Source organism: Methylorubrum zatmanii (genome assembly GCF_014845115.1).
In the GTDB taxonomy this organism is placed as follows: Bacteria; Pseudomonadota; Alphaproteobacteria; order Rhizobiales; family Beijerinckiaceae; genus Methylobacterium; species Methylobacterium zatmanii.
Genome location: NZ_NKUI01000201.1, coordinates 1 through 12,924 on the forward strand (window position 1 = coordinate 1; position 12,924 = coordinate 12,924).

The 12,924-nt window shown below is 69.2% G+C and carries 12 protein-coding genes; 7 read left to right on the forward strand and 5 right to left on the reverse strand.

From position 1 onward, the window contains the following. Positions 1-500: 500 nt before the first annotated feature. From MZTS_RS20950 to MZTS_RS20965, 4 genes are all read left to right on the forward strand, one after another. Entirely contained in the window at positions 501-932 is a 432-nt protein-coding gene (locus tag MZTS_RS20950) for a hypothetical protein (protein WP_192285282.1), read from the forward strand. Positions 933-935: 3 nt separating this feature from the next. Beyond that, on the forward strand, positions 936-2,522 hold the full coding sequence (locus MZTS_RS20955) for a glycosyltransferase family 2 protein (RefSeq protein ID WP_192285283.1): 1,587 nt from the start codon (positions 936-938) through the stop codon (positions 2,520-2,522). After that, positions 2,509-2,979 carry a hypothetical protein gene (locus tag MZTS_RS20960; protein WP_192285284.1) on the forward strand — a complete coding sequence of 157 codons (471 nt, stop codon included), beginning with the start codon at positions 2,509-2,511 and terminating at the stop codon, positions 2,977-2,979. Before MZTS_RS20955 ends, MZTS_RS20960 begins: the two co-directional genes overlap by 14 nt. A 388-nt stretch (positions 2,980-3,367) precedes the next feature. Next, positions 3,368-5,500, forward strand: a complete 2,133-nt coding sequence (locus MZTS_RS20965) for a sodium-translocating pyrophosphatase (protein ID WP_192285285.1) — start codon at positions 3,368-3,370, stop codon at positions 5,498-5,500. Between the two features lie 82 nt (positions 5,501-5,582). Here MZTS_RS20965 and MZTS_RS20970 read toward each other — a convergent pair whose 3' ends face one another. The 5 genes from MZTS_RS20970 to MZTS_RS20990 form a co-directional block, all read right to left on the reverse strand. Continuing rightward, positions 5,583-5,825, reverse strand: a complete 243-nt coding sequence (locus tag MZTS_RS20970; protein ID WP_192285286.1) for a hypothetical protein — start codon at positions 5,823-5,825, stop codon at positions 5,583-5,585. A 297-nt stretch (positions 5,826-6,122) separates the two neighbouring features. Continuing rightward, positions 6,123-7,841 carry an adenylate/guanylate cyclase domain-containing protein gene (locus MZTS_RS20975; RefSeq protein WP_192285287.1) on the reverse strand — a complete coding sequence of 573 codons (1,719 nt, stop codon included), beginning with the start codon at positions 7,839-7,841 and terminating at the stop codon, positions 6,123-6,125. A 77-nt stretch (positions 7,842-7,918) separates the two neighbouring features. Next, positions 7,919-8,425 carry a CYTH domain-containing protein gene (locus MZTS_RS20980; protein WP_192285288.1) on the reverse strand — a complete coding sequence of 169 codons (507 nt, stop codon included), beginning with the start codon at positions 8,423-8,425 and terminating at the stop codon, positions 7,919-7,921. A gap of 121 nt (positions 8,426-8,546) precedes the next feature. After that, a complete protein-coding gene (locus MZTS_RS20985; protein ID WP_192285289.1) occupies positions 8,547-10,085 on the reverse strand; it encodes a CYTH and CHAD domain-containing protein in 1,539 nt (512 codons plus the stop codon). A gap of 89 nt (positions 10,086-10,174) precedes the next feature. Continuing rightward, positions 10,175-11,527 (reverse strand): leucine-rich repeat-containing protein kinase family protein, encoded by a 1,353-nt coding sequence (locus MZTS_RS20990; RefSeq protein ID WP_192285290.1) that lies wholly within the window; start codon positions 11,525-11,527, stop codon positions 10,175-10,177. A 373-nt stretch (positions 11,528-11,900) separates the two neighbouring features. On the opposite strand from MZTS_RS20990, the gene MZTS_RS20995 reads away from it, so the two are divergent. The 3 genes from MZTS_RS20995 (at position 11,901) to MZTS_RS21005 (ending at position 12,833) form a co-directional block, all read left to right on the forward strand. Then, entirely contained in the window at positions 11,901-12,194 is a 294-nt protein-coding gene (locus MZTS_RS20995) for a hypothetical protein (protein WP_009866665.1), read from the forward strand. A 1-nt stretch (position 12,195) separates the two neighbouring features. Next, positions 12,196-12,591, forward strand: coding sequence for a hypothetical protein (locus tag MZTS_RS21000; RefSeq protein ID WP_009866664.1), 396 nt, complete (start codon positions 12,196-12,198; stop codon positions 12,589-12,591). A 71-nt stretch (positions 12,592-12,662) separates the two neighbouring features. After that, positions 12,663-12,833: a hypothetical protein gene (locus MZTS_RS21005; protein ID WP_192285291.1), complete on the forward strand. Its 171-nt coding sequence runs from the start codon at positions 12,663-12,665 to the stop codon at positions 12,831-12,833. Positions 12,834-12,924 lie beyond the last annotated feature (91 nt).

A 12,924-nucleotide genomic window follows, 5' to 3' on the forward strand; every position in this document is an offset into this window, starting at 1 on the left:
TGCGTGCCGGTGCCGACGGTGATGAACGGCGCCGGTTTCGGCATCACCGGAAACGATTACTTCGACGACATGCTGATCGCCACGCCCCAGGGTCCGCGCCGCGCCTCCGACGGCTACGCGCTGGCACCGGCCTACAAGGCCCCGCCGCTGCGCTGAGAAGCGAGGCGCCGCCGCCGACCGTGCGCGAAGACTGCCGCGACGCGCCCGGAGGGGTGTGTATGGCGGCCGAGGGCGCAGGGCGACGCGCCCGCAAACCTCTGCGTGAATCTTGAGCACCCGGCCAGGTTCGGCTATCTCCCGTCCGCACGCGTCACGGGTCGCATCGGCTCCTCCACGAGGAGCGGGTTATGGCCGGGATCCGATCCGAGCGGGTCGTGCGCCCAATCTCCGTCATCGGAGTCATGTGAGCTTGCAGGGACCGGCGCGATGCCGTCCTCGGCAGGGTTTCGAAACTCCGAGGAGGCGTGATCCGGGCCGGCTCGAGGCGCACGGGAGTGGTCATGTACACGCTGCGTGAAGACCTGAACGGCCTGCGTCTGACAGCGCCGGGCAGCACGGATGTCTGGGTCGTGTTCGAGGGCCGGCGTCACCGGGTCGTGAGCCCGGCCGTCTATCAGGCACTGTTCACGAGCCCCGACGATCTCGTCTTCAGTGAGGAGATCCCGACGATCACCATGGGGCCGGAATTGAACGAGGGCACTTGCCTCGTCCGCGGGATCGGCGCCCACGCGATCTTCCTTCTCACGGGGCATGCGCCGACGGTCCGGAAGTATCACGTTCCGACCTATGAGAGCTTCAGCGATTTCGGTTTCAACGAGAAGGCCGTCATCGATGTGCCGCCGCTGCTCCTCGATGCGGTCGAGCTGGCGGGCGAGCTGACGAGCGCCCTCGACGGAACACGCCGGGCCCCGGCCGCGGAAGCCGAGGCCTAAGCCTTGGGGGGCCGCAGCGTCACCATTGCGATTCCCGTCCGCAACGGTGCGAACTATCTCGGTGAGGCGATCGAGAGCGCGCTCCGGCAGCGGCACCCGGAGACGGAGATCCTCGTCGTCGACGACGGATCGGACGATGACGGCCGGACCTTCGCCGTCGCAAGCGCCTTCGGCAACCGGATCCGCATCCTGCGCCAGCCCCATGGCGGGGTGGCGGTCGCCCTGAACACGGCCCTCGCCCATGCCTCCGGCCGCCTGTTCTCCTGGCTGTCGCATGACGACCTGTTCGAGCCCGAGAAGACGGAGCTTCAGGTGCGTGTCCTGGAGAGGGTGAACCGGGACGATATCTGTCTGTTCTCCGACCTGTCGTGGATCGATGCCGAGGGCCGCATCACCGGCGAGCAGAGGCTCGACCATGCGCGTCTGGCCGCCCGGCCGCGGCTCGCCTTCTACGACGGCCTCATCAATGGCTGCACGATTCTCACCGCTCGCGATCTGCTCCTGCGGATCGGCGGCTTCGACCGGCGCTATCCCCACACCCAGGATTACCGGATGTGGTGGCGGCTCACTCGGGAGGCGACCTTCGTCCACGTCCCGCACTGCCTCGTGCGCTCGCGGCTGCATCCGGACCAGGGCTCCCATCGCAGCGACGCGCTGACCGAGAACGGCGCTTTCTGGATCGACGTGCTGGACGGGACCAGCGAGCTGGAGGCGACGCTGGTGCATGGCAGCCGGGAGCGCTTCCTGCGCCGGACCGGCGAATTCCTGCGCTATCGCAGCCCGAACCGCCGGGTCGCCGACCGTGCCGACCGGATGGCGCGCACCGCGGCGGCGGAGGCCTCCGTCTCGGTGGTCGTCGATATCGGCGAGGAGGTCGAGGCGGCGCGCCGGGCCATCGCCAGCATCGAGGCCCAGACCCGCCGCCCGAACGAGATGGTGCTGGTCGGTTCGGCGACGATCCTCCAGGCGCTCGGTCGGGAATGGGCTTGCGAAACGGTGCTGCGCCCGACGGCGGAGACGCGCCCCTCGGCTCGGATGCGGCTCGGGCTCACCGCCGCAAGCGGCAGCTACATCGCCCTGCTGATGAGCCCAGATAGGTTTGCTCCTGAAAAGATCGCGGCGCATGTCGATCTGATGTCGGCGAGCGGCTGCCTGTTCTCCCACAGTTCCTACCGGAGCCGGGGCGCGACGGTGGCGACCGGCAGTTTCGGCGGCCGCGTCTATCCCGAGATCCTCGGCGACTGCCACATCGAAGCCTCGACGGTCATGGTGCACCGGGCCCTGTTCCTGTCCGGTCTCCTGTTCATGGACGCGGATGCGCCTCTCGCCGCGAGCTGGATCGAGGCGGCATCCCGCCACGAACTCGCCGGGCTGGAGCGGCCCCTGTCGGAGATCGAGAGGCCGCGTGCGGCGTCGGAGGCGGCTTTGCTGCTGGCATGGCTGCGCGCTTCGGCGGCCTATCGCGGCCACGGCGCACAGCTCCGTCGCCTGGAGACGCGGCTCGCGGCGAGCGCTCCGAGGCCGAGCCGTGGCGCGTATGCGTCCGGGGCCGGGCATGATCGGGTGGGACGGTCGAATGCCGCTGCGTGACCTTTTCGAATGGGCGCGGTCCCTGTTCGCCGAACGGCAGCCGACCATCGAGCCGCCCGCTCCCGCCGCCCTCACGGAGGCGGCGCCGGCCCCCGTCTATGATGGCGCCGCCCTGCAGGCCTCGTTGACCGAGACGCGGCGCCGGCTCGCGGTCGCCGATCACCGCCTGCGCATCCTCGAAGGCAGCAACCGCACCGCCATCCGCGCCTTCCGCCGAATCATGCAGGAGCGGGAGCAGCTCGTCGCCGCGCGGGAGGCCGCCGAGGCCGAGCGCGCGATCGCCGTCGGCGACCGGCAGCGGACGATGATGCTCAACGATCACCTCCTGTCGGAGCTGAGGGCCAGCGAAGAGGCGCGGCTGCGTCTCGAAGAGGAGAACCGGCGCCTCAGCCGGCCTGCCCCGGCTGCGGCGCCTGCCGCCGAGCCGCGCCTGCGGACAGGTTCGGGCCACCTCTGAGACGGAAGCGCTCGATCGGAGCGGTTCCCGTCTCGGCAAGCCCGCGCGGCGTTTGAGCGAAGCCCCAATCCGCCATCCCGAAGGGATCGACCGGATTTGGTATGAATTCTTTCCCTAGTGAGGAAACCGGCTCGGTCGGCGCGGCGATGCCCGCCGGCCGATGCATCCCCCTGCGTCGCGTTGCGTGCGGCGCAGCAAGTGAAATTCTGTCAGTATCTTGCGTCTTGACTGTTTCTAAGGGTGTACCGCGTCGGTTACGTTTGCGTGGAGCGCGGATTTTTGGCACTTAAGTTCCGCTTCTCCAGGGAGGGCGTCTTAAACCGGGCATTTCGTCCCATGGCCCTTCCGGCCAAGCTGGCACATCCCACCATAAGCCAAGGACGCACGCATGACTGCACTTTTGCTGATCATCGTGGGCGGGCTCTGCGCCGTCGCCTACGGTGTCGTGACGATCCGCGATGTGATGCGACGCGACGCGGGCACACAGCGCATGCAGGAGATAGCAGGCGCCATTGCCGAAGGCGCGCAGGCCTATCTCAAGCGCCAATACGCCACGATCGGCATCGTCGGCCTCGTGCTCTTCGTTCTTCTGGCCTGGTTCCTCGGCATCAAGGTCGCCATCGGCTTCCTGATCGGTGCCGTGCTCTCCGGCGCCGCCGGCTTCATCGGCATGAATGTGTCGGTGCGCGCGAATGTGCGCACCGCGCAGGCCGCCACGACCTCGCTCGGCGGTGGTCTGGAGGTCGCCTTCAAGTCCGGGGCGGTCACCGGCATGCTGGTGGCGGGCCTCGCGCTCCTCGGGGTCGCCCTCTACTACCTGTTCCTCACCCGCGGGGCCGGGCTGGCACCGGGAAGCCGCGAGGTGATCGACGCCCTCGTGGCCCTCGGCTTCGGCGCCTCGCTGATCTCGATCTTCGCCCGTCTCGGCGGCGGCATCTTCACCAAGGGGGCGGATGTCGGCGGCGACCTCGTCGGCAAGGTGGAAGCGGGCATCCCCGAGGACGATCCGCGCAACCCCGCCACCATCGCCGACAACGTGGGCGACAATGTCGGCGACTGCGCCGGCATGGCCGCCGACCTGTTCGAGACCTACGCGGTCACCGTCGTCGCCACCATGGTGCTCGCAGCGATCTTCTTCGCGGGCAACGCGCCGGTGCTCGAGGCGATGATGCTCTATCCGCTCGCCATCGGGGCCGCCTGCATCGTCACCTCGATTGCCGGCACCTACGCGGTCAAGCTCGGCGCCAATCAATCGATCATGGGCGCGCTCTACAAGGGCCTGATCGCCGCCGGCGTGCTGTCGATCGTGGCCATCGCCCTGGTCAACCTCGCCCTGTTCGGCGGGTTCTCGACCAGTTTCACCACCAATACCGGCCTGACCTTCACGTCGGGCGCCCTGTTCGGCTGCGCCGTGCTCGGCCTCGTCATCACCGCGCTGATCGTTGTCATCACGGAATACTACACCGGCATCAATTTCCGGCCGGTGAAGTCGATCGCCACCGCCTCCGTCACCGGCCACGGCACCAACGTGATCCAGGGGCTGGCGATCTCCCTCGAATCGACCGCCCTGCCGGCCCTCGTCATCGTGGCGGGCATCATCGCCACCTACGCGCTGGCGGGCCTGTTCGGCATCGCCATCGCCGTCACCGCCATGCTGGCGCTGGCCGGCTTCATCGTCGCGCTCGATGCCTTCGGCCCCGTCACCGACAATGCCGGCGGCATCGCCGAGATGTCGGGCCTGCCGTCCGAGGTGCGCAAGGCGACCGACGCCCTCGATGCGGTCGGCAACACCACCAAGGCGGTGACCAAGGGCTACGCCATCGGCTCGGCCGGTCTCGGCGCCCTGGTGCTGTTCGCCGCCTATACCTCCGACCTGAACTACTTCATCGCCCATGCGAGCCCGACGCAGTACCGCTTCTTCCAGGGCGTCAGCGTCGATTTCTCCCTCTCCAACCCCTACGTCGTGGTCGGTCTGCTGCTGGGCGGCCTGATTCCGTTCCTGTTCGCCGGCATCGCCATGACGGCGGTGGGCCGCGCGGCCAGCGCGGTGGTCGAGGAGGTGCGGCGCCAGTTCAGGGCCAAGCCGGGCATCATGCAGGGCACCGACCGGCCCGATTACGGCCGCGCCGTCGACATGCTGACCCGCGCCGCGATCAAGGAGATGGTGATCCCCTCGCTCCTCCCGGTGCTGACGCCGATCGTGCTGTTCTTCGTGATCCAGGCGATCGCGGGCAAGAGCCAAGCCTTCGCCACGGTGGGCGCCTCGCTGCTCGGCGTGATCCTGACCGGCCTCTACGTCGCGATCTCGATGACCTCCGGCGGCGGTGCCTGGGACAACGCCAAGAAGTTCATCGAGGACGGCCACCACGGCGGCAAGGGCTCCGACGCCCACAAGGCGGCGGTGACCGGCGACACCGTGGGCGACCCCTACAAGGACACGGCGGGGCCCGCCGTGAACCCGGCGATCAAGATCACCAACATCATCGCCCTCCTCCTGCTGGCGGTGCTGGCGCACGCGTGACCGTATCGATGGCAAAAGAAGAGCCCGCCCCGGATGTCCGGGGCGGGCTCTTCTCGTTCCGAGATACGTTTCCCCGAAAGGATCAGTCGCAGTTTTCCTTGGTGACCGTCTTGCGGTCGCCGACGTCGTTCTCCTTCGTCACGGTCTTGCTGGAACAGCCATCCGAATGCTCCCGCCGCTCGACGGTGGTCGAGGAGGTGGAGGCGGGACGGTCCACCACGACCCGATCCGGCGCGTCGCGCTCGATCACGGTGGTCTGGGCGAAGGCGCCGGACGTGCCGGCCAGAGTCAGGATGGCGGCGGCCGCGAGAAGCGAATTGCGCATGACAATGCTCCGAAGAGGATGAAACTGCGCCAGTAACGGCGAGGAAACCTGAACCGTTCCGAAGAAGATCGGGCAGAATCGCGCGCGCGTGCCGCCGATCATCCCTCCGCGACGAGCCGTTGTGCCGCTGTCCGGGGGCGCAAACTTTCGCACGTCCGACAAGGGCGCTGTCTCGGATCGCCTGAGAGCCTTTTTGAACTCGTCTGCTGGGCAGATTCCATCGTTCTCAGGCGGAGGTGCCAAGCGACGCTCAAGCCTCGAAGCACCCCGGTTGATCGATGGCGAACCGTAGGAGGATCAAGGAGCGCGCGGCACGGCCGGGGCCTGGGCTCCGATCAGCCGTGCCCGCAGCGGCTGTGCCCGTCCCGTGAGCGTCAGTTCCTGCAACTCCCCCGCCGGCAGCGCTGCCGCCGCGTAGACGGCTTCCGAGACGATGGCGACCTTCCCCATCGGCCCTGTCAGACTTTCCAGCCGCGCGGCGACGTTGACCGTGTCGCCGAGCACGGTGAAGCGGGATTCCGCCTCGTCGCCCATCTCGCCGACGATGGCGGTGCCGGCATGCAGGCCGATGCCGTAGCGCAGCCGCTCGCCGAGATCGGCGGCGAGCATCCGGTTGAGCTGTTCCACCTGTTCGGCGATGCCGTCGACCGCCGCGAGGGCGGCGCGGGCCGCCGCTTTCGGCGAACCGTCGAGGCCGAAGATGGCCATCAGCCCGTCGCCGAGATGCTGGTTGACGCTGCCGCCGGCCTCGCGCACCGCCCGCCCGACCGCGCCGAGAAAGCGGCCGATGACGAACACGGTGTCGTAGGGAAGCCGCTCCTCGGCGAGCCGGGTCGAGCCGCGCAGATCCGCGAACAGCACGACGACGAAGCGTTCCTCCCCGGTCGAGGCCCGTTCCGAGTCATGGGTCGGGATGCTGCGGGCATGGGGTGTGAAGAGCGGCGCGACGGTGAGGTCGCGGTCGGGCCGGAGCTGGCAGGCGAGCCGGATGCCGGGACTGGCGCCGATGCGGTCGAGGACGAGGCGTTCCGGCCGCTCCGGCTCCGGCAGGTGCCGACCCCATTCGGCATCGACGACGCGGATCCGGCAGGTCGAGCAGCGCCCGCGCCCGCCGCACACGCTGGCATGCGGGATGCGCCCGCGGCGGCTGGCTTCGAGCACGCTGCTGCCCCGGGGCACGCGGACGATGCGCCCGTCGGGATAGCCGATCCGCACGAAGCCGCCACGGCTCTCGGCGAGGGTGCGCGCACCGCGGGCCAGCACGACGAGGCCGAGGGCGGCGGCATAGGCTGCGACCAGCCCGCGCCGGAGCCCCGCCAGCCGCTCGGTCTGGGCCGGCAGCCCGAGATGGGGGGCGCCCAGTATCTCCGCCCGCCATGCCGGATCGGCGGCCAGCAGCGCGACGCTGCGCCCGCCCTGGACGATGCCGAGCAGGGCCAGCACCGGCACCAGGACGGCGGCCGAGAGCAGCCAGGGCGAAGCGGGCTCGAAACCGCGCTTCAATCGGAGCCAGAAATAGAGCCCGAAACAGCCGTGCAGCCAGGCGGTCACGAGACCGAGGGCCTGCGTCATTCCCTGGCCCGGCACGGCGACCCAGGTGACGTAGAGCACCTGGGGATAGCCGCGATCCAGTCCCTCCAGGCTCCAGGCGAGACGGGTGTCGACGACGTGACTGAGCAGCAGGAGCGGCACGGAGAGGCCGAGCAGGATCTGCGCGATTTCCCCCGGCCGCAGCCGGAAGAAGCGCCGCTCGTACAGCGCGCAGAGCCCCAGGGCGATGTGAACGAGGAGCGCTCCGTAGAGCAGAACCAAGGCGGGCGGGGTGCGCCAGAGCGCGACCTTGACGGTGAGACCCGTCTCCAGTGCCGCCAGCGAGATGTTGCCCAGCGCGTGGCAGAGGAGATGCGTCAGCACGTAGGCGAACAGCACGAGGCCGCTGCCGAGGCGGAGCTGCCGTATGGTCGGCCCCGCCGGCCAACGCCGAGGGAGGCCGCCCGGACGCAAAGCCTGCTCCACCCCCTCCCGCTCCCTGTTCGTTCTGAAAGGCGTCCCGCCGCGTCATAGCCTGTCGCGGAGCGAGGACGAAACCGCCCTCACATCGGCGCGGACAGCACCTCTTCCACGGTGAGGAGGCGGCCGGCTTGGCCCGAGCGGCGCAGGAGCGAGGATTGGCGGAAGCGCAGGTCGCCGGTCACCTCGGGGCCGAGCCAGTCCGGCCGCTCGAAGGGCTGCTCCTCGTGCTCCAGTTCCACCTCGGCCAGGATCATGCCGGCGAGGGTGCCGTCATAGACGTCGATCTCCCAGACATGCCCGGCATGGGGGACGCAGTGGCGTGTCTTCTCGATCAGGCAGGTATCGCAGACGAGGCCCAGCATCGCCGCCGCATCCGCGCGCGGGATCTCGTACTCGAATTCCGGCCGGCCGAGGCCGACGCGCGCGCCCTTCACCGTCAGCCACGCCCGTCCCTCGTCGAGACGCACGCGCACCTTGCCCATATCGAATTGTCCGATCAGGCCGTCCGTGAGGCGCCGCTGACTGACCACTCCCGCTCTCCAACGATCATCGGAGACCAGAAATTTTCTTTCGACCTCGAAACGCATTACCGCGAAAATGTTTGAGGGCGGGATCGTTCCCGCCCCCTTCAGCCAATCTGCCTTACGGCAGGATCCGATAGCGCGCCACATGCCTGCCGCACAGTCCCGGATGTGGCTGCCGAAATCTTCAGCGCCAGAACGGCTTGGTATCGACGAGCTCCTCATGCGCCTCGGCCGCGGCCTCCAAGAGCGTGCGGGTGCGCGCCTCGATGTCGGCGGCGGTCATGCCAGCGGCGAACAGGGTCGAGGCACCAGCCGGCGCATCCGCCAGATCCCGCACGATCTCGTGGCCGGTGGCGATGTCGTTGAGCGCACCGAGCTGATCCTGCAGGTCCGAGAGGGCCTTGCCGAAGGCGCCGTGGCGCTTGCCCGCCTTCTTGCCGGGAAACAGCGCGGCGAAGAACTCGGCGCCGTAGCGCAGCTTCTTGGCGGCGATCCGCACCCGGTGGCGCTCCTCCGGGTCGAGCGCGTCGAGATGGCGCCCTCGCTTCTTGACCTGCCGCCGCCTCCGGTCGAGTTCGCGGGCGGCGAAGCTGCGGGCCGACTCGTCGCGCAGGGCGGCCCGGCCCCGGCCCTCGTCCCGCAGCCAGGGGCCGGCATTGATCCAGGCGACGAGGTCGAGGAGCAGCATCCGCCACGCATCCGAACCGAGCAGCGCGGCGATGTCCTGATAGGCCTTGGCGCGCTCGTCCTCGAGCTGCCGCTCCAGGCCGAGGAGGCCGACCTCGTCCGGGTGCCGCTCGCGCTCGGCGGGCAGGATGGTGGCCAGGAAGACGTCGAGGTTGCGGGCCCGTCCGAGGGGCTCGGTCACCTCCTTCAACTCGGTCCGGATCCGGTCGCCCAGGGTGTCGTCGACGAGATCCCCGAACAGGGAGAAGGCCGAGCGCAGGCGGCGCAACCCCACCCGCATCTGGTGCAGCGCATCGACGTTGCGCTCGCGGAGAAGGATGTCCTCGTTCAGCCGCATCTGGCGCAGGCAGGCATGGGCGACGGCCCGGAACGCCTCGGCGGCGCTCATGTCCTCGCGCAGCGGCACCGGCTCGGCCTTGCGCACCCGGTCGATCTCGCCGGCCGCCAGGGCGTAGCCGCGCTCCGCCTTGCTGCGCACGCCGAGCCGCACCGGTGCCAGGGAGGCGATGGCATGGGCCAGGGCGAACAGGTCGCTCGCCGTGCCGTCCTTCAGTTCCAGCTCGACCTCGCAGAGCGTCAGGACGCGGTCCCCCGCCGCGGGGGCTTCGATGCGGCCGGTATCGAGGGCGACCTCGATGCGCGAGGTTCCCTGCTCGACCAGATAGGTCCGGCGGTGGACATGGGTGGTGAACAAAGGCGCGAGGGGTGCCTCGGCCTCGACCAGACGCGCGAACGGCGTGTCGGCCAGGGCCGCCCGGTCTGGCTCGGGGCCCTCCAGCGGCTGCTCCCATTCCGGCCGCTCGAACAGGCCGTCGCCCTCGGCCTTCAGGGTCTGGACGAAGCGGCCGCCGTGGCTGCGCACCCGCAGTCCGAGCTTGGCCTTGTGCAATTGCCGGTCGGGCGTGTCGAAATAGACGGAGACGAGATCCGTCTCCTCCTGGGTCGCGGCCTCGCGCAGCAGCGGGTGATCCTGCAGGCTGGCGAGGTCGGAGGGCTCGCATTCCAGCTTCAACTCGATCTCGCGCGGGTCGCTCATACGCTCGGTCTCACTCCTTGGGCGGGCTGTGGCTCGACAGGCCGGCATCCGGTGACGGTTCCGTCACAACGCGGCTGTGCCGGGATGGATCACCCCGAAGCGTGACGATCCGGCGACAAGAGTGTCGAAAGGCTGTTTACCACCTCCGCCATCGAAGGTCGGCCGCGAGGATTCGGCTGCAGACAGGCTTGCTCCCATTCCCGCAGGTCGGTCAATGCGGAGCTGTCGGCAGAGGGCTCGGCGGTGCAGCGGTCGAGCATCTCGCCGAGCAGGATGCCCCAGGCCCGGGTCTCGATCCGCTGCCACACTTCCCCGGCCCGATCCCGGGGCAGCAGGCAGGCCGCCCCGAAATCGCTCAGCACGGCCTCGCCGGTCTCCCCGTCCCAAAGGGTGTTGTGCCCGTAGAGGTCGCCGTGGAGCACGCCCCTGCCGTGCAGATGCGCGGCCGCCCGCGCCACCGAGGTCGCGAGGCGCAGGACCTGATCCAGGCTGACGGCGAAGTCCGGCGCGCAGACGTCGCGGCTGCAGCTTTCGAGGCTCGGCGGACCTGCGAGCACCCGCCATCGCTCCGGGATCAGCGGCATCAGCAGGCCCTGGCCGCCCTCGGGATGTCCCTCGACCTGCCCCAGGGCGCCGGTGAGGTTGGGATGCCGGCCGGCGGCGAGGCAGGCGGCCATTTCCCGCTCGGGCAGCCCGTCGCTGGTCATGCGGCCCTTGAACAGCTTCACCGCGACCGGCTCCGGCTCCTCGGACGCAGGCGTGCGCCAAAGGGCTCGGTGGATCCAGCCCGAGGCCCCCTCCCCCAGGCGGGCGCCGAGTGCGAGCGCCGTCCAGGGCACGCGGGGTACGTCGGCGGGCTCCGACACACCCTCGACCGGGTTGCCGGCCCAGGAGATCCAGGCGAGCCGCGGCAGGGCCGGGAGCCAGGACGGCAACGCCTCGAAGCCGTTGGCGGAGAGGCGCAGCAATTCGAGACGGGCGGCCCCCTCCAAGCTGTTCGGCAGCGCGCGCAGCCGGTTTCCCGACAGCATCAGCTTCTGCAGCTGTGGCCGTGCGCCAAGGGCGTCGGGCAGATGCGCGATCCGGTTATCGGTGAGGGTGAGCCAGCGCAGGGAGGGCGGCAGGGCCTCCGCCGGAACCTCCCGCAGTCCGGTCGCGCGGAAGCCGATCTGGCTCAGGGCGCGGCAATCGCCGAGCGAGGGCGGAAGCCGGTCGAACCGGTTGCCGGAGCAGAACAGGACGCGCAGCTTGGTGAGGCGCCCCATCTCGTCCGGGAGGGCGGTGAGGCCGCAGCCTGTGAGGTCGAGCCGTTCGAGGGTCTCGGCCAGGCCGAAGATCTCGGGCGGGAATTCGGCGAGCGGGCCGCCGAGGCGAAGCTCCCGCGCTCCGGCGAGATCGCCGCGGCGGAGGGCGTGCAGCGTGGGGTCGGTCGGGGCGTCCATGATCGTCTTGCGCTCAGGCCTCCGATTCGCGGGAAGGCTCGGTGCCCCGTCATAGCGAAGCGGAGGCGCTTCAGCCCGCCGCCCGATCCGCAGCCTTCGTGCCGCCACGGAAAAAGCCCCGCCGCGACGGGGCCGGGCGGGGCAAGGTGCGGTTGCTGTCCGGTTGGAACGCGGACGCAACACCAACGGGTGGTGCGGGGCGCTTCATCCGTGCTCATCACCCTGTCGGTGTCTGTCCCGCCGGAAACGCCCGCGCTGGATTGTTGAAGTATCGTGACGATTCCGGCTTGACGCACGTTTAGAACGGCAGGATATTTCCAGAAAAGAAGGGAGAATTCTCTTCAGGAACGATCTCCACGGGAGGAGATGCACCATGCAGGATGTGCGTGTCGCGGCCATGTTCGGCCGTGATCGAGCGGCAGCCCTGGTCGCTGTCGGGCTCGTGTGGCTGGTTTACGCCTTCACCTTCTGGACCATGCGGCGCGCCTGCGACGCCTGCGGTGTCACCCTGTTGCTGCTCGGGGTCGGCGCCTGTGTCCTCCTGCTGAACACCACCGCGATCGCGGCGATGATCCGGCATTACCGCGAGGATCGCGCCGCGATCTACGGCATGGACCTCTACTATCTCGATCACCTGCGGGATCTGCGCCGGAAAGGGAAAGCCTGAGATGGCCGCCCGCAAGCCCTACGAGCCGCCGGCTCAATCCGTCGCCGGGCAGATCGTCGATGCCGTACTGATGCTCGTGCTCGTCGTCTTCACCCTCTACCTGCCTCTCCTGTTCAAGCTCGCGGGCGGTGGCACCACCGTCACCGAGACCGCGAATCCGACCTGGGATGCTCTGGGACAGAACGCGGCCATGGCCGGGCAGTGGGAGAAGCTCGGTTTCACCCCCGAGAAGGCGGCGCCGATCATCGGGACGCGCTTCGATTACTCGTTCAACTGGACGGCGGTGGCGCTCACGGCAATCATCATCGTCGCCTACTTCGTCTTCATGTTCCGCTATTCCGACCGCGAATACCGCGAGGTCATCGCGGAGCACTTCGACGATCCGCCCAAGGCGTGAGCCGGGGCGCCTGCCCCGCCGATTTCGTTCCACATCGCGCTGCCGATCCTTCCGAGCTGGGGGAACACATCATGGTGTCCGTCATGAACTGGGGTGCTTGGGCGGTCGCGACCGTCCTCGCCCTCTGGATGGGGTTCGATCTTCTGCGCACCAACCGCGCCTACGACGAAACCTACCTCCTCTCCTCCGAGGAAGGTGAGATCGTCGATTCCGAGGTCGGCGAGACGGCGGCGAGGTCGTGATGGCGACGATTCAACCGGTCGCGGAGCCCCGAAGCGTTCCGTCTTCCCCCGTCGGCCCCCTCGCGGGAACGGGTGTCCCCCTGGCCCCCAC